Origin of the sequence: Candidatus Accumulibacter sp. ACC012 (assembly GCF_907163155.1) — a bacterium.
GTDB classification, from domain to species: domain Bacteria; phylum Pseudomonadota; class Gammaproteobacteria; order Burkholderiales; family Rhodocyclaceae; genus Accumulibacter; species Accumulibacter delftensis.
In genome coordinates this window covers 45,251-61,147 of sequence record NZ_CAJQUC010000003.1, presented here as the reverse complement: position 1 = coordinate 61,147, position 15,897 = coordinate 45,251, and the positions used below count along the sequence as shown (strand labels likewise).

General features: G+C 62.5%; 13 protein-coding genes. 4 read left to right on the top strand and 9 right to left on the bottom strand.

Annotation, left to right across the window (positions count from 1 at the left end; genetic code table 11):
- Window positions 1–10 precede the first annotated feature (10 nt).
- On the top strand, window positions 11–742 hold the full coding sequence (locus QZ648_RS03770) for a 2-phosphosulfolactate phosphatase (protein WP_169066404.1): 732 nt from the start codon (window positions 11–13) through the stop codon (window positions 740–742).
- 78 nt (window positions 743–820) lie between these two features.
- Here the strand turns inward: QZ648_RS03770 and QZ648_RS03765 are convergent, their stop codons facing one another.
- Both QZ648_RS03765 and QZ648_RS03760 read right to left on the bottom strand, forming a co-directional pair.
- Complete coding sequence (locus QZ648_RS03765; RefSeq protein ID WP_169066403.1) at window positions 821–1,408, bottom strand: TlpA disulfide reductase family protein; 588 nt, start codon at window positions 1,406–1,408, stop codon at window positions 821–823.
- Window positions 1,405–2,799, bottom strand: a complete 1,395-nt coding sequence (locus QZ648_RS03760; RefSeq protein WP_169066402.1) for a cbb3-type cytochrome c oxidase subunit I — start codon at window positions 2,797–2,799, stop codon at window positions 1,405–1,407. The genes QZ648_RS03765 and QZ648_RS03760 overlap by 4 nt, the downstream gene beginning before the upstream one ends.
- Before the next feature lie 231 nt (window positions 2,800–3,030).
- Here QZ648_RS03760 and QZ648_RS03755 point away from each other — a divergent pair, with 231 nt between their 5' ends.
- Genes QZ648_RS03755 through dacB form a run of 3 tightly spaced genes read left to right on the top strand, consistent with a single transcriptional unit; the run spans window position 3,031 to window position 6,725 of the window.
- A complete protein-coding gene (locus QZ648_RS03755) occupies window positions 3,031–3,723 on the top strand; it encodes a Crp/Fnr family transcriptional regulator (protein ID WP_291996154.1) in 693 nt (230 codons plus the stop codon).
- Between the two features lie 42 nt (window positions 3,724–3,765).
- Window positions 3,766–5,253: a CYTH and CHAD domain-containing protein gene (locus QZ648_RS03750; protein ID WP_169065063.1), complete on the top strand. Its 1,488-nt coding sequence runs from the start codon at window positions 3,766–3,768 to the stop codon at window positions 5,251–5,253.
- A gap of 47 nt (window positions 5,254–5,300) precedes the next feature.
- Window positions 5,301–6,725 carry a D-alanyl-D-alanine carboxypeptidase/D-alanyl-D-alanine-endopeptidase gene (gene dacB, locus QZ648_RS03745; RefSeq protein ID WP_169065062.1) on the top strand — a complete coding sequence of 475 codons (1,425 nt, stop codon included), beginning with the start codon at window positions 5,301–5,303 and terminating at the stop codon, window positions 6,723–6,725.
- A 52-nt stretch (window positions 6,726–6,777) separates the two neighbouring features.
- Here dacB and QZ648_RS03740 read toward each other — a convergent pair whose 3' ends face one another.
- From QZ648_RS03740 to rnr, 7 genes are all read right to left on the bottom strand, one after another.
- Window positions 6,778–7,179, bottom strand: coding sequence for a hypothetical protein (locus tag QZ648_RS03740; RefSeq protein ID WP_169065061.1), 402 nt, complete (start codon window positions 7,177–7,179; stop codon window positions 6,778–6,780).
- Between the two features lie 96 nt (window positions 7,180–7,275).
- Window positions 7,276–8,739: a 4-hydroxy-3-polyprenylbenzoate decarboxylase gene (gene ubiD / locus QZ648_RS03735; RefSeq protein ID WP_169065060.1), complete on the bottom strand. Its 1,464-nt coding sequence runs from the start codon at window positions 8,737–8,739 to the stop codon at window positions 7,276–7,278.
- 355 nt (window positions 8,740–9,094) lie between these two features.
- A complete protein-coding gene (locus tag QZ648_RS03730; RefSeq protein ID WP_169065059.1) occupies window positions 9,095–9,976 on the bottom strand; it encodes a PEP-CTERM sorting domain-containing protein in 882 nt (293 codons plus the stop codon).
- A 219-nt stretch (window positions 9,977–10,195) separates the two neighbouring features.
- The gene (locus QZ648_RS03725; RefSeq protein ID WP_211203587.1) at window positions 10,196–10,633 is read right to left on the bottom strand and encodes a cytochrome C; all 438 of its coding nucleotides are present in this window, start codon (window positions 10,631–10,633) and stop codon (window positions 10,196–10,198) included.
- A complete protein-coding gene (gene ubiA, locus QZ648_RS03720; RefSeq protein ID WP_248595188.1) occupies window positions 10,630–11,535 on the bottom strand; it encodes a 4-hydroxybenzoate octaprenyltransferase in 906 nt (301 codons plus the stop codon). Before ubiA ends, QZ648_RS03725 begins: the two co-directional genes overlap by 4 nt.
- A 144-nt stretch (window positions 11,536–11,679) precedes the next feature.
- Window positions 11,680–13,563: an MFS transporter gene (locus QZ648_RS03715; RefSeq protein WP_169065058.1), complete on the bottom strand. Its 1,884-nt coding sequence runs from the start codon at window positions 13,561–13,563 to the stop codon at window positions 11,680–11,682.
- Between the two features lie 130 nt (window positions 13,564–13,693).
- Window positions 13,694–15,862: a ribonuclease R gene (gene rnr / locus QZ648_RS03710; RefSeq protein ID WP_169067874.1), complete on the bottom strand. Its 2,169-nt coding sequence runs from the start codon at window positions 15,860–15,862 to the stop codon at window positions 13,694–13,696.
- Between the last annotated feature and the right edge of the window lie 35 nt (window positions 15,863–15,897).

Here is a 15,897-nt window from a genome sequence, read left to right as displayed (position 1 = left end):
TGAAGCAAGCATGCACACCCGCCGCCTCTTCCTGAACCGCCTCGATCCCGGACAACACGAGCCCGAGGATGCCGTGGTGGTGATTGACGTGCTGCGTTCTTTCTCGACGGCCGCCTACGCTCTCGCCGCTGGCGCCAGTACCATCTACCCGGTGGAAACGATCTCCGCAGCCTTTCACCTGCAACACGCGCTGCCGGACGCGCTGACCACTGGCGCGGTAGGCGGTGGCGACCCGATACCCGGTTTCGACTTCGGCAATTCGCCGTCTGCCTTGCAGGGCGCCAAGCTGGCCGGGCGACCACTCATTCAGACCACTGCCGCGGGAGTTCGCGGGCTGCTGCGATTCAGCTCCTGCCGCGCCTTGTTCGCCGGCAGCCTGGTCCTCGGGCGGGCGACGGCACAGGCGCTTCTCGCCTTGCAGCCTGCCGAGGTCTGTTTCGTGATCACCGGCGAATGGGTCGACCGCGATGGTGACGAGGATATCGCTTGCGCAGACTATATTGAAGCCCTGCTGCACGGCGAAGACCCCGATCCAGAAGTGTACGCCGCCCGCGTGCGCAACTCCGATTTCGGGCGGCGCTTTCAGGCCGACAGCAACGCCAACCTGCCTGCCAGCGATCTCAGCCTCTGCGCGCACGCCGATCGCTTCGACTTTGCTCTGCGCGCCACGCGTTCGGACGGCCGGCTGCAACTTCACCGCGCTCAGGTCAGCGCAGACCGCTCTCACCCCGGCCGCAACTAGCTGCCGCGTCCCCATGCTCGCCGCAGCAATCGGTCACCAGCAACCGCCAGCTCAAACAGCTCAAACAGCTTAGTCCGCTTACTTCCCGATCAGCTCCTTCAGCATCGGCTCGAGTGTCGCCTCATCCAGCCGCCCCAGGCGACTGCTTGCGAAGCGCCCATCGCGCCCGATGACCACCGTATACGGCAGCGCCTTCACCTGCAGGCCCGGCGTCTCGCCGGCATTCTTGCCGCCCAGCAGCAGCGGATAGGAAACCGGCGTCGCCTTGACGAAGCTGCGCAGATTGTCGACTTCGTCGATGCCAATGCCGACAAACTGCACGCCCTGCGCGGCGTAGCGGCTGTACAGGCGGGAAAATACCGGCATTTCTTCGACGCAAGGTTTGCACCAACTGGCCCAGTAATTGACCACCAGGACCTTGCCCTGCCACTGCGCCATGGCCTGCGGGCGGCCATCAAGATCATCGAGAGTCAGCGTCATGATCGCGTCAACTTCGGCCTGCGCTGCTTCCGGCGAGAGTTGCGGCGGCGAGCGCAAGCTGTCGGGAATGGTGTCGCCGGGAGGCAATCCGCCGAGAACCAGGACGCGATAGGCGAGCAGTGCCACGGTGGCCACGGTCAATACGCCGGCGACTACCGCCACCCACAGCGCACGCTGCTGATTCATGCCCGCCGCTCCTTTTCCACCTTTTCCACCTTTTCCGCTGCCTGCGCGCGCCGTCGTGACATCGCTTTCAGACACACCAAAACGAACATCAGGCCGCCGATAACGGCGATCAGGCCGCCGAGGCCCATCATCCCCATGCCGATCTTCTGCGGCAGCGTGGTCAGCATCTGCTCGGCGCCAGCGACCTTGCGCTGCACGCCGTAGCCTCCCGACCAGGCCAGGCCGAGGACATGGATCAGTTGCCCACCGCCATAGACGTAGGGCTGCCAGCGCGCCATGCGACCTTCGACCGGGCCGAAGCCGAGGCGAGGCAGGAGCACATAGGCCAGGCCCATGAAGGCCAGCGTGACGCCAACCGTCGAGCCGTGATAGTGCGCCGGAATGACAACATTTACGCCGTGGATCATGTAGCCGAGGACACCGCCGAGCGCGAACAGCGTGAAAGAAGCGATAAACGCCGACTTGGCCGGTGCCGCGGGCAAGGAGCGCACGCCCCACAGGGACAAGGCACCGAGCAGGATCAGCGGTCCCATATACGGATGGCCCCACTCCATCAGTTTGGCGAACAGCTCGACATGCGGCAGTTCACCGACCGGCAACAACAGATAGATGGCCGGCACCGCCAGCAGCGGTAGCGCGGCGACCAGGAACAGCACCGACACCGCACGGTGCGATGCCGCCGACGGGCAGCCGAGCGCTGCGGCGATCCACAACCAGGCGACAACCATCAGCAGCGCGTGCTGAAATTGCAGGGTGTGCCCACCGCCCCAGAACATCACTTCGTAATAGATCGTTCCCTCGACCTCGGGCACCAGCAACCACGACCAGTAGAATGCGGCCAGCGCCAGGAAAGCGGCGACCGCGCCCAGGAAAGCGCCAAGGCGTAGTGGCTCACCGAGAAAGCGTTGCGGCCAGATGGTGATCAACCCGCGCATTACCGTCAGAGTGATGCCGACGGCAAAGATCCACAGCGAGGTAAAAAACAGCGGCTGCTTCAACACCGGGATGTAATTGTTGAGTACCGGCTCGGCGCCCGGGAAGAACGGTGAAACGGTCATCAGCGCGGTACCCAGGGCCGCCAGGGCGAAACCACTCCAGCCCAGCCACGCCAGACCGGCAGCACCGACGGCACACCAGATGACCGCGGCAAAAGCCATGAACCACACCGCCACCGACAGGTCGACGTGCACCACCAGCGCCGCACGGAACAAATCCTTGAGCGGGAAGACATCCTGAATGCCCGGCGTTCGTGACAGGACCAGCAGAACCGCCAACAAGCCAGAGCCGATCAGCGCCATTACCCCTAACCACAACCAGGCACGCGCCAAGCTGGCGGGCGTGCCAGCAGCGATTTCCGGCACTAGGGGTGCGTCCGAACCAAGCGTCACCATGTGTGAATCCACAATTGCCTCACGCAAAAAATCGGCCGAGTATACGGCCAGGCGGCGCGATATGCCAAACGAGCGGCGCTGCCCGGCGTTTATCACGGGAAATCTACATGTCATTCGCTGGCAGGCGTCGAGGTGCTACGGCCGAGCGCAGCTTGCTCCCGGCGAATACACATGCGAATATTGTTGCCCGCAGTTACTTCTACTTCTGGCTGACCGTTTCGGAAACTGCCCATGCATTCGCCCCAACCCGGCATCAATATTGAAGCGCTACTGGCGCACGTACCACTGTTCAACGAGTTGGAGAAAGCGGAGATTGCGCGCCTTGCGCGCGGCACACGCGAAATAAAAGCCACGCGTGGCGACATCCTGTTCCACAAGGGCGACACACCGACCGGCTTCTACCTGATCGTCTATGGCCAGGTGAAGCTGGCATTCACCTCACCGCAAGGCGGCGAAAAAGTCGTCGACATCCTGCCGCAGGGGCAAACCTTCGGCGAGGCAGTCATGTTCACCGACAGGCCGTTCATGGTCTATGCGCAGGCGCTCGCCGACTCGCTGCTACTGCACATCTCGAAGGCGGCGATCAACGAAGAACTGGATGCCGACCCCAAGCTCGGCCGCAAGATGATCGCCGGGCTGGCCATGCGCTTGCATCAACTGATGAACGACGTCGAGTCCTATTCGCTGCATTCCGGTCGCCGGCGAATCATTTGCTACCTGTTGCGCGAGGAAGGTGAAACGGGTGACCAGGTGATTACCGTCACGCTGCCGACCAACAAGGGCGTCATCGCCTCGCGTCTCAATCTGACGCAGGAACATTTCTCGCGAATCCTGCACGAACTTTCGGAAAAAAACCTGATCGCCGTCGACGGGCGAAAAATCCACATCGCCAACGTCGATGAACTACGCAACTATGATCTCTGAAATCTGCCGTACCTATAACAATTTAACGAGGAGACCCCATTAATGGCATTGGAAACCGAGATCAAGCTGAGCATTCCCGTCAGCGCGGCGCGAAGATTACCGACACACCCGATCCTCGCTGATACCCCGTCGCACCGCGAGAAGCTGATCAATACCTACTACGACACGCCCGACCGACGACTTGAAGCCAAGCACATCGCCGTGCGCTATCGCAAGAAGGGCACGGAGTGGCTGCTGACCGTCAAAAGCCAAGCGCCATCACCCGGGGGCCTGGCACAGCGCAACGAGTGGGAGGTCCCCAGCCAGCCGGGCGACTTCGATTTTTCGCACGTTGACACGCCGAAGCTGCGGAGCTTTCTCGAAGCAGCGACGAGCGAACTGGTGCCGGTGTTTACCACCGACTTCACACGCCTCAGCTGGCTTCTGACGCCAAATGAGGGAACCCGCATCGAGGTCGCTCTGGACCGCGGAAAAATCGACGCCGACGGACGTCAGGAGACGATCTGCGAAGTCGAGCTCGAACTGCTCGAAGGCAGCGTTGCCGACCTGTTCGCAGTGGCCATCGCCCTGCAAAAAGACCTGCCGCTGCACCCGGAAGCCCCCAGCAAAGCCGAGCGCGGCTACCGCCTGGCCGCCAACCCGGCGAACACAGCGAACACGCCGGTCAGGGCCGCCGAGGCGAAGCTGCAATTGGGCATGTCGAGCATCGCTGTCTTCTGTAGCAGCGCCGTCGCCTGCCTGGTGCAGTTGCAGGGCAACGAACGCGGCGCACGTGAAAGCAACGATCCCGGCTTCATCCATCAGGCACGCGTTTCGATCCGTCGTCTGCGTTCGGCGATTCGACTCTGGAAACCCTTGCTGCCGGTAGAGTACGTCAGTGACTTCGACCCGCGCTGGAGTGCGCTCGCCGGGCAACTCGGCGATACCCGCAATTGGGACGTCTTTCTCACCGAGGTCCTGCCACCGATCAGCAAGGCTTTTCCCGAGCACAGCGATGTCCACGCGGTGGCCAAACAAGCGGCCATCCAGTTGGCGGCCTGCCGCAAGGCGGCGCAGGCGGCAATCGCCTCACCCGACTACTCGAAGCTGCTGCTCGAGTTCACCGCGGCAACAATAGCCTTACCGGAAAAGAAGAAGCCCGCGTTGACCGTGTTTGCCCCACGCTCACTGAACAAACGTGCCAAGAAGGTCGCCGAACTCGCCACCAGAACGAAGGAGTCGGATCCGGAAGCACGCCACGACTTGCGCAAGGCGCTGAAACGACTGCGGTACGCGATCGAATTCTTTGCACCCCTGTTCCCGGCCCGCCGCCTGCAGCGTTATCAGCAGAGTGCGACCGGACTGCTCGACCTGCTCGGCCGCATGAACGACTTCACTGTCGCCGAACATCTGGTGGCCGAAGCCCTTCCGGGACATCATAGTGATCTGGTGCGTGCCTGGCTGGCAGGGCGGAACGACCTCCTCTTCGGCCAGCTCGACGCCATGTTGAGCGAATTTCTCAGCCATCCGGCGCCCTGGGACCGGGGCTGAGCGAGCGAACTTTCTCGACACCTCGCGCGCTGCAGCCGGCGCAGCGGATGACCCACTCTTCCCTCGTTCCGGGCGCCGCTAGAGCGCTCGCCGTGGCCTTGCTTGCCGTCCTGCTCGGCGGCCTGCCGCTGGCCCGGGCGGCCGACTTGCCGAGCGCCGTCAGCCAAGCCCTGCAGCAGGCCGGCATCCCGGCAAACGCCGTCGGCATGGTCGTGCAGGCGGTCGACGGCGGGCCGCCGCTGCTCAGCCATAACGCCCAGCAGGCAATGAACCCGGCCTCGGCGATGAAGCTGGTAACGACCTACGCCGCCCTCGATATGCTCGGCCCGGCCTATACCTGGCGCAGCGAGCTACTCGCCGACGCCAGCCCGCGCGACGGCCGGCTCAACGGCAATCTCTACCTGCGCGGCAGCGGTGACCCGAAGCTGGCGCTGGAACAGTTCTGGCTGTTACTGCGCCAGTTGCGCCAGCGCGGAGTGAAGGAAATCAATGGCGACCTGATTCTCGATCGCAGCGCTTTTGCCCTGCCGGCGCACGATCCGGGAGAGTTTGACCAACAGCCGCTGCGGCCTTACAACGCCGGCCCCGACGCCTTGCTGGTGAACTTCAAGAGCCTGCGCCTGCTCCTGCAGGCCGACGCGGCTGGAAACGCCGTGCGTGTGATCGCCGAAACGCCGAGCGCGGGTCTCAGCATCGACAATCGCCTTAGCCTCGGGCGTGGCGCCTGCGGCGACTGGCGTGAACAGCTCACGCCAGTGATCAAAGGGCTGCGCATCGAACTCAGCGGCAGCTTTCCGGCGGCTTGTGGCGAGCGCAGCCTGAACCTGGCCCCGTGGGCCGCCGATAGGCAGGTCGAAAGCCTGTTTCGTGCGCTGTGGCAGGAACTTGGTGGTAGCTTCAAGGGCAGTGTGCTGGAAGGCCGTACGCCGGCTGCTGCCACGATGCTTCTCTCCCAGGAGTCGCCGCCGCTCGGCGAGATCGTGCGCGATATCAACAAGTACAGCAACAACGTCATGGCGCGCCAGCTGTTCCTGACCCTGGACAGCGAACGGCCAGCGACGATCGAGGGCGCGCGTCGACAGATCGCCGGCTGGCTGCTGGCCAACGATCTGCAATTGCCCGAATTGTTCATCGACAATGGCTCCGGCCTGTCACGCCAGGCGCGCATCTCGGCCGCTGGCCTGGCGCAACTCCTGGGCGCTGCCTGGCGAGGCCAGGTGATGGCCGAACTGATCGCCTCGCTGCCGGTCGCCGGCGTCGACGGCACTTTGCGCAAGCGCTTGAAAAATGGCTCTGCGGCTGGACGAGCGCACCTGAAGACCGGCTATCTGGAAGGCGTGCGAGCGATTGCCGGATTTGTGCTGGACAACAGCGGCAAGCGCTGGATCGTCGTCGGCCTGATCAACGACCCGAATGCCCGCCTCGGCAAAGCCGCCCTGGATGCCCTGCTACTGTGGGTCGCCGACCGTTAATGGGAAAGTCGCGCCAGCGACTCGTGACCCTTGGCCCTTGCGGCGGTGGCGCTCAGAGGTCGTCGATCGCTCTTCGTCCGGACAGCGCCAGCCAGCCGCGGATGACGCGATAGCTGACCCACAGGCCAAGGACGACAATCAACAACCAGGCGATCGGAATGAAAATGATGGTGATGATCAGCAGGCCGTAGACCAGCAGCCACAGCGCCGTAAACCAGAAGGTCCGGATCTGCCAGCGATAATGGCTATCAAGCCAGGTGCCGCGGACATCGCCGCGCTTGACGTAGTTGAGAATGACGGCAAACAGGGAGGGCACGCCAAAGACGAAAGCGCCGGCGACACTCGCCGCACCGGCAACGCCGATCACCACGGCCACCGCGTGCAGGGCGTAGATGACGTGGCACCAGGCGCGTTCGCCTTCCAGGTAGGAATCGGGGATAAGCTCACTACTCATTTTCTCTCCAGTCACGCAGCGCACTTGCCGCGCCGCGCGAACATCAATTGGCCAAGCGCGAGATCACGCAAGGGCCGCCACTCAAACCATTGGCAGTCATAGCCCGAGATCGCTCCACAGTGCATCGACCCGCTCTTTGACGGCAGCGTCCATGACGATCGGCGTTCCCCACTCGCGACTGGTTTCGCCCGGCCATTTGTTGGTCGCATCGAGACCCATCTTGCTGCCCAAGCCGGCGACCGGACTGGCGAAGTCGAGATAGTCGATCGGCGTGTTCTCGGCAATCAGTGTATCGCGCGCCGCGTCGACGCGGGTGGTCAGCGCCCAGATCACTTCCTTCCACTCGCGGATATCGACGTCGTCGTCGACGACGATGATGAACTTGGTGTACATGAACTGGCGCAGAAAACTCCAGATGCCGAACATCACCCGTTTGGCATGCCCCGGGTACTGCTTCCTGATGCTCACCGTCGCCAGGCGATAGGAACAACCTTCAGGCGGCAGATAAAAATCGACGATCTCGGGAAACTGCTTCTGCAACAGCGGCACGAAGACCTCGTTGAGCGCCACGCCAAGCATCGCCGGTTCGTCGGGCGGCTTGCCGGTGTAGGTGCTGTGGTAGATCGGCTCGCGGCGCATGCTGATACGCTCGATGGTGAACACCGGGAACAGCGACTTTTCGTTGTAGTAGCCGGTGTGGTCGCCATACGGCCCTTCGAGTGCAGTCTCTGCGGGATCGATATAACCTTCGAGGACGATCTCGGCCGAAGCCGGCACCTGCAGATCGGAACCGAGGCATTTCACCAACTCGGTCTTGGCGCCACGCAGCAGACCGGCAAACTGATATTCGGAGAGACTGTCCGGCACCGGCGTCACCGCCGCCAGAATCGTTGCCGGATCGGCGCCCAGCGCCACCGCCACCGGAAACGGCTGGCCGGGGTACTGCAGGCAGTGCTCGCGAAAATCGAGGGCGCCGCCACGATGTGCCAGCCAGCGCATGATCACCTTGTTCGGAGCGAGCACCTGCTGGCGATAGATGCCGAGGTTCTGGCGCATCTTGTGCGGCCCGCGGGTCACCGTCAGCCCCCAGGTGATCAGCGGCGCGGCGTCACCCGGCCAGCACAGCTGGATCGGCAGGCGCGACAAATCGACGTCCTTGCCTTCCCAGAGCACTTCCTGGCACGGCGCCGAAGAACGCACGCGCGGAGCCATGTTGAGCACCTGCTTGAGTACCGGCAGCTTGTCCCAGGCGTCCCTTAGTCCTTTCGGCGGCTCGGGCTCCTTGAGATAGGCCAGCAGTTTGCCCACCTCGCGCAGCGCCAGCACCGATTCCTGCCCCATCCCCAGCGCTACGCGCCGCGGCGTACCGAAGAGATTGGCCAACACCGGTATGCGGTGCCCCCTGGGCTTCTCGAAGAGCAGCGCCGGCCCGCCGGCACGCAGCACGCGATCGCAAATTTCGGTCATTTCGAGGCGCGGATCAACCTCGACGCCAATGCGCTTGAGTTCGCCGAGGCCTTCCAGTTGCGCGACGAAGTCGCGCAGGTCGTGATATTTCATCAGCAGGTGTCCGGCCGGGAGCCTCCCGGCGGCAGGGTCGCAAAGGCGACCATCAAGGTGGACCCGGCCAGGCGACCCCGCCGTGGAGTCCGCGAGCCAGTGACCAGGGCGTTCAACGCCTGATTATAATCTGGCAGGCGCATCGGCAACGAAGTCTGCCCGGCCCGCAAGGCCACCGCCAAGGCGCCTGCCATCGGGGCGTACGGGAGCATCCGTCCGCTAGCGATAGCAGCAGCTTCTAGCGGCGTTGGATGCGGCCAAGGACCGTGCCCAACCGATGTCTTTCGACGAAGCGGAACAGCGCAGCAACTAGCGGCCCAGGCCAGTGCCCGGCGAGTACGCTAACGCCGCCCAGCTATGCGCCAACTGATCGGGCATGCTTTCGCCGCGTCGCGCCCAGACCGAGAAGAGCCAAACCGACCATCGCCACGCTCGCGGGCTCCGGCACGGCCGCGGTCACCGCCTCGGCATCCAGCCGCACGTTGTCAAATGCCACATAAGGCGTCCCGGGGCCTGAGTTGTTCGTCCCAATCAATCGAAGCACCATGGTTTTGCCGATGTCGGGGTTGGCGCTCGACACGAACATCGAGGCAGAATACTCATCGAAGCCGCCGTCGGTGACATTGTCGAGTAGATCGGTGAAGTCGATGATGTTCTGAGCCGATCCGACCAGCCCAAGCTGGAATCCAAACGAGCCCACATTGAGCCGATCAAGCGGATTGCCCACTGCCACCCGCAACGTGTAGGTCGTATTCCCCAGTAGCGTTGCGCTGAGCGTCTGCGTCAGCGGAACACCGCCTGGCGACACCATGTACGCGGTGTTATTGCCATTCGGTACGTTGCCACTTGGAAACGCGACATTGCCGACGCCAGGGTTGAAGGCGCCAAAGCAATCCGGCGCACAGCCTGTGCTGTCCGACCAATCGGTGAGAACATTGTTGGTGAACGTGTCCTCAAGCAGAAACTGGGTTTCAAAACTGGCGTTAAGGATGCTGACCGGTGCTGCCATGGCCGGCCATGCCCATGTCAGTGCGACGGCACATCCCAAGCCAAGGCAACTGCCGCTGCCGTACTCCTTTTGCTCGTTCTCATAGTGGTTCTCCTGTCGGTCGGGGTGGCGATCTTGCTTGACGCGAAAGCATCGGTGATCCGCCTGTGCCTGTACCGTCCAGAAAACATGGGCTCCATCAAGCGTTGGTAAAAAGAAAGCAAATAATGCGCCCCATTTATCATCCATTTGAATTATTTATGTTTTGTTCTTTTAATCAACGCTTCGGCGAGCCCATGTGTAAATTTCTTCGACATGGTCAGCCATGGCGGAAAGCGTTCACTCGCTCTTGAGAAAGAGCGCCACGGCCAGCACCTCTTGGCTCTATTGTTGACCTTGACGAAGATACGATGGGTAGGTCGGAATGTACCTGAGTGCCACCGCGCCGCCGACGAGCGTAGCGATTGACTAGCGAAGACGATAAACGTAGTGACAAGCGACACAGCCGCTGGTCAGCGACGGCAACGCGGCGATGGTCTTGTCGCGGTCGCCGCTGGCGGCGATACGGGCAAACTCACTCGCCGCGCGATGCCCGTCCATGCCGATAGCGTGCATCGCCGGCGGCATGTGTGGTCCGGGACGGGCTGCAAAGGGGAGGTCGCGATGCTTGCCCATTGCCGAGACGCCAAGCTCCTGCTCCGCGATCTGGCCGGCCTCCTTGAACTTCCCGCTGGCGACCAGGCCAAGAATCTCGTTCAAGGCCAGGAGGTTGGCGCGCATCTCGGCACGTAGCGTGGATTCCGCTGCCGCTGGCAAGGACGCCAACTGCCGGGTATCGTCGCCATCGGCAGCGTGGACCGTCGCCACCAGCAGCGCCAGCGAACAGAAAAACAGGGGAGCTTTCATCCGGAAATCCCTTTCGAGGCCAAAAAATCCACGGCGATGCCGGCAAAAATACTGGCCCCGAGCCAGTTGTTATGCAGGAAAGCCTTGAAGCAAGGCGCCGGCTTGCGCGCCCGGATCAGGGTGTAATGGTAGGCGGAAATTGCCGCTGCCACCACCAGACCGGCGTAGAAAAACACCCCCAGGCCAAGCCCGTAGCCGACCGCGGCGATCAAGGCCAGGGTCAGCGCATAGCACAGCATCACCGCCGCCACGTCGAAGCGACCGAAGGTAATCGCCGAAGTACGAATGCCGATCTTGAGGTCATCGGCACGATCGACCATGGCGTATTCCGTATCGTAAGCAATCGCCCAGAAGACGTTGGCCAGCAACAACCACCACGCTTCCGCGGGCACCGTTCCGAGCTGTGCCGCATAGGCCATCGGAATTCCGAAGCCGAAAGCAAGGCCAAGGTAGGCCTGTGGAATGGCCAGGAAGCGTTTGGTGAAAGGATAGCTGGCGGCAAGAAACAGCGCCGCGATGCACAGTGCGGCGAGCAGCCAGCTACGCAGCGGCACGACGATAAGGACGGCACAGCCGACCAGCGCGCAAAAAAGCAGCAAAGCCTCCCTGACCGACACCTGGCCAGCAGCCAGCGGCCGCTGACTGGTACGCGCGACGTGCGGGTCGAAGTTGCGATCGGCCAGGTCGTTGATCACGCAGCCGGCCGAACGCATCAACACCGTCCCGAGGACGAAAATCCAGAGCACCCGCCAGTCCGGCCTACCTAGCGCCGACAGCCACAACCCCCACAGCGTCGGCCAGAGCAGCAGCAGAATGCCGATCGGCTTGTCGAGGCGCATCAGGCGCTCGTAAAGATCGAGTCGCTCACGCAGTTGTTGGCCGGAAAATCGCATGGCGCTCATTCTAACGGTCATCACCTGTCGAGACACCCCTGATGATGAAAGCCATGACCGTCCCCTCCACCTGCAGGCAGGCTTCTGATCACGCCTCCCGGTATCGCCGAGACGCGAAATAGCCGACCGCCGACGCCAGCGGCGTGCCAGGGCTTACTGCCAGTCACCACGCAGGCCGGCGACAATCTCGCGCAAATGCTCGGGCGTCGCTGCCGCGGGCTCGACCGCCCCGCCAACGTTCAGCGTAATCCTGGAAAATAGCCCCAGCAAACGCCGCGGCTTGCTCATTGCCGGCCCCCCCTTGCGACTGAAGAAGCTACCCCACAGGCCTTGCAAGGCCATCGGAATCACGCTCACCGGCGTGCGTCCGACGATCCGCTGCACGCCCGATCGGAAGGGGTTGAGGTCGCCGCTGTCGGTAATCCGCCCTTCCGGGAAGATAGCCACCAGCTCACCGTCTTCGAGGGCCCGCGCGACTTCCTCGAAAGCGGCCTCCATCATCACTTGATCTTCGCGCGCGGGAGCAATCGGGATGGTGTTCATGTGGCGAAAGATGAAGTTGATCACCGGCAGACGGTAGATACGATAATCCATCACGAAGCGGATCGGCCGCCGGCTGGCAGCGGCAATGACGATCGGATCGACGAAGCTGACGTGGTTGCAGACCAGCACCGCCGGCCCTTCTTGCGGGATGTTTTCCAGCCCTTTCTGCTGCATGCGGTACACCGAGTGGATCAACAACCAGGCGATGAAACGCAGCATGAACTCGGGCACCAGGCTATAGATGTAGACCGCCACCGCCGCATTGCACAGCGCGGCGATAGCGAACAGCGCCGGAATCGAGATGCCGTTGCCAAGCAGTCCGGCAGCAGCCAGCGCGCCGCAGACCATGAACAGCGCGTTGAGGATATTGTTGGCGGCGATGATTCGCGCCCGCTGTTCCGCGGCGCTGCGCACCTGGATCAGCGCATACAGCGGCACGATGAAAAAGCCCCCGAAGACGCCGAGCGCGAAAAGGTCGAAAAGCACCCGCCATGTCTCGTGCATGGCGAGAACTCCGGCAAGCGCCAGTGGCGCGCCAGTGGGCAGCACAGCGGGCGACGCAAAAGCCAGGTCGAGACCGAAAATGGTCAGGCCGATGGAACCGAAAGGCACCAGGCCAATCTCGACGTGCCCGGCCGAGAGCCGATCACAGAGCAGCGAGCCCAGTCCGATACCGACGGTGAACACTGACAACAACAGGGTCACGGTCGTCTCGTCACCGCCGAGGACGCTCTTCGAATACACCGGGAACTGCGCCAGGAACAGCGCACCGTACAGCCAGAACCAGGAGATGCCGAGAATCGATAGAAAGACCGTGCGGTTTTCGCGCGCGAAGCCGATGTTGCGCCAGGTCTCGACAAACAGGTTGAGGCCGACGACCAGATCCGGAGCTGGCGCCGCAGCCGGCGGGATGCCGCGGCTGCACAGATAGCCGACGACCGCGACCAGCAAGCCGGCGAAAGCGACCCAGGTCGGATGACCAGCCGCACCGGCGAGAATGCCGCCGGCCAGGGTGCCCATCAGAATGGCGACGAAAGTCCCTGACTCGACCAGCGCATTGCCGCCGACCAGTTCGTTCTCGCGCAGGTGCTGCGGCAGGATGGCGTACTTGACCGGCCCGAACAGCGCTGACTGCAAACCGAGCAGGAACAGGGCCAGGAGCAGCACTTCGAGACTGTGCATCATGAAGCCTGACAGTGCGACGCCCATGATGACGATTTCGAGCAGCTTGGTCAGCCGCGCCAGACGAGCCTTGTCGTACTTGTCGGCCAACTGCCCGGCAGTTGCCGAGAAGAGGAAGAAGGGCAGGATGAAGAGACCTGCCGCGAGGTTGGTGAGAACCTCGGGAGTCAGCGTCGTCCAGCTCGCGGCCTGAAAAGTGAGCAACACGACCAGCGCATTCTTGTACAGGTTGTCGTTGAAGGCGCCGAGAAACTGCGTACCGAAGAAAGGCGCGAAGCGACGGGCCTTGAGCAGACCAAACTGGGAACTCATGCAATCTTCCTTTCAAAGAAGGCGCGCGTCTCGAAGAGTGTGATGCAGCAAAGCAGTGCGTAGCCGCCGATCGACGGTGACCGCAGCGACGACGTTTTTGCAGCGGGAAGCCTGCAAAAACGCCAAACACCTAGCCGTCGGCCAGCACGAAGTCGATGCGCCCGGTTTCGAGATCGGCCTTGACCAGTTTTACCTGCAAGCGGTCACCGAGGCGATAGCGTTTTGCCGTGCGCTCGCCAAGCATCTGATGCCGGGTGCTGTCGTACTGAAAGTAATCCTCGCCGAGTTCCGAAACATGCACCAGCCCCTCGACATAGACCTCATCGAGGGCAACAAAAACGCCGAAAGGTACCACCGCCGCAATCGTTCCGGCAAAGGTTTCGCCAATTCGGTCACGCATGTAGTAACACTTCAGCCAGTTGCTGACGTCGCGCGTCGCCTCGTCGGCACGGCGCTCGGTCTGCGAGCAGTGCATGCCGATCTCCGCCCATTTGCCCGGCAAGTAGCTCGTGCCGGCGAGTGCCGCCTTGATCGAGCGGTGTACCAGGAGGTCCGGATAGCGCCGGATGGGTGAAGTGAAGTGCGTGTAATGCTCGTAGGAAAGACCGAAATGGCCGACATTGTCAGGGCTGTACTGGGCTTGACGCAGAGAACGGAGCATCACCGTCTGCAGCAACTGCGCGTCCGGACGCTCCTGGATGCTTGCCAGCAAGTCAGCATAATCGCTGGCGGTCGGATCGTCGCCGCCACCGAGGCCAAGGGCAAATTCCTTGAGGAAATTGCGCAAGGCCGTGAGTTTCTCAGGGGTCGGCCCTTCGTGAATGCGGTACAGGCAAGGATGCCGGTTGGCCTGCAGAAATCCCGAGGCGCAGACATTCGCGGCCAGCATGCACTCCTCGATCACGCGGTGCGCGTCGTTACGGTGCACCGGAACGATGTTGTCGATCTTGCCCTGCTCATTGAACAGCATCATCGTCTCGATGGTTTCGAAATCGATGGCGCCGCGTTTGCCACGCGCTTCGCTCAAGACTTTGAACAAGGCGTAGAGCGCCTGCAGCTGTGGCTGCAGGCGGCGATGAACCTCGCTTTCAGGCTGCGCCGTCCCGGCCAGCCAGTTCCAGACCTGGTCATAGGTCAAACGTGCCTGCGAACGAAAAATGGCTGCATAGAATTCGTAATCGGTGATCACGCCGCCGGCGTCGATGGCCATGTCGCACACCATCGCCAGGCGATCGACGTCGGGGTTCAGCGAACACAGGCCATTCGAAAGTTTTTCCGGCAGCATCGGAATCACCCGGCGCGGAAAATAGACCGAATTTCCGCGCTCGCTCGCCTCACGATCGAGCGCCGTCCCCGGCTGCACATAGTGGCTGACATCGGCGATTGCCACCACCAGGCGCCAGCCAGCGCCCTGGCGCTCGGCGAAAACCGCGTCGTCGAAGTCTCTCGCCGTCTCGCCATCGATGGTTACCAGAGGTAGCGCGCGCAGATCTTTTCTTCCCTCGCTATCTGAGGGCCTGAGCCGCTCCGGAAGTTGCGCCGCCTCTGCGAGAGCGCCACTCGAGAACTCGAAGGGCAGCTCGTGCTTGCGCAGGGCGATTTCTATCTCCATGCCCGGATCGGCGTAGTTGCCGAGCACTTCGACGATGCGTCCGATCGGCTTCGAATGACGACCGGGTTGCTCGATGATTTCGACGGTGACCACCTCACCCGAGCGCACGCCGCTCCTGCTGTCCGGCGTCACCAGAATGTCCTGGTTGATGCGCCGATTCTCGGGAACAACCAGCGTGATGCCGTGCTCGACCAGTACCCGGCCGACAACGCGGCTGTTCGCCCGCTCGATGACTTCGACGATAACGCCTTCGCGACGCCCTCGACGATCGACGCCGACGACACGCACCAGGGCGCGGTCACCGTGCAAGGCCTTGGCCATCTGCCTGGCTTCGAGAAACAGGTCTTCGCCGGCATCGTCGGGAACCAGGAAGCCGTAGCCATCCGGGTGTCCCTCGATTCGCCCGGCAATCAGGCTGGCGCGCTCGGGGAGAATGAACGAACCTTTGCGGTTACGCAGCAGTTGCGCTTCACGCTCCATCGCCCGCAAGCGGCGCTGCAGGAGCTCCAGTTCGTGGTTGCGGATGTCGAGCAAGACGCACAGCGCGTCGAAGCTCACCGGCTTGCCCTGCTCCTCAAGGATCTGCAGGATGTACTCGCGCGACGGCAAGGGCTGTTCATAGGTCTTCAACTCACGCTCAAGATAGGGGTCGGCACGGCGTACTGTTGATAGTTTGCTTATTGACATTTTCTTTTGTTCCTATAGAATTCGGCCTCTCTGGA

Bases quoted from the DNA above. Each gene is read 5' to 3' on its own strand.
- QZ648_RS03755 (WP_291996154.1), top strand. From the start codon at position 3,031: ATGCATTCGCCCCAACCCGGCATCAATATTGAAGCGCTACTGGCGCAC.
- QZ648_RS03770 (WP_169066404.1), top strand. From the start codon at position 11: ATGCACACCCGCCGCCTCTTCCTGAACCGCCTCGATCCCGGACAACAC.
- dacB (WP_169065062.1), top strand. From the start codon at position 5,301: ATGACCCACTCTTCCCTCGTTCCGGGCGCCGCTAGAGCGCTCGCCGTG.
- QZ648_RS03760 (WP_169066402.1), bottom strand. From the start codon at position 2,799: ATGGTGACGCTTGGTTCGGACGCACCCCTAGTGCCGGAAATCGCTGCT.
- QZ648_RS03750 (WP_169065063.1), top strand. From the start codon at position 3,766: ATGGCATTGGAAACCGAGATCAAGCTGAGCATTCCCGTCAGCGCGGCG.
- ubiA (WP_248595188.1), bottom strand. From the start codon at position 11,535: ATGAGCGCCATGCGATTTTCCGGCCAACAACTGCGTGAGCGACTCGAT.
- rnr (WP_169067874.1), bottom strand. From the start codon at position 15,862: ATGTCAATAAGCAAACTATCAACAGTACGCCGTGCCGACCCCTATCTT.
- QZ648_RS03740 (WP_169065061.1), bottom strand. From the start codon at position 7,179: ATGAGTAGTGAGCTTATCCCCGATTCCTACCTGGAAGGCGAACGCGCC.
- QZ648_RS03715 (WP_169065058.1), bottom strand. From the start codon at position 13,563: ATGAGTTCCCAGTTTGGTCTGCTCAAGGCCCGTCGCTTCGCGCCTTTC.
- ubiD (WP_169065060.1), bottom strand. From the start codon at position 8,739: ATGAAATATCACGACCTGCGCGACTTCGTCGCGCAACTGGAAGGCCTC.
- QZ648_RS03765 (WP_169066403.1), bottom strand. From the start codon at position 1,408: ATGAATCAGCAGCGTGCGCTGTGGGTGGCGGTAGTCGCCGGCGTATTG.
- QZ648_RS03730 (WP_169065059.1), bottom strand. From the start codon at position 9,976: ATGGATGATAAATGGGGCGCATTATTTGCTTTCTTTTTACCAACGCTT.
- QZ648_RS03725 (WP_211203587.1), bottom strand. From the start codon at position 10,633: ATGAAAGCTCCCCTGTTTTTCTGTTCGCTGGCGCTGCTGGTGGCGACG.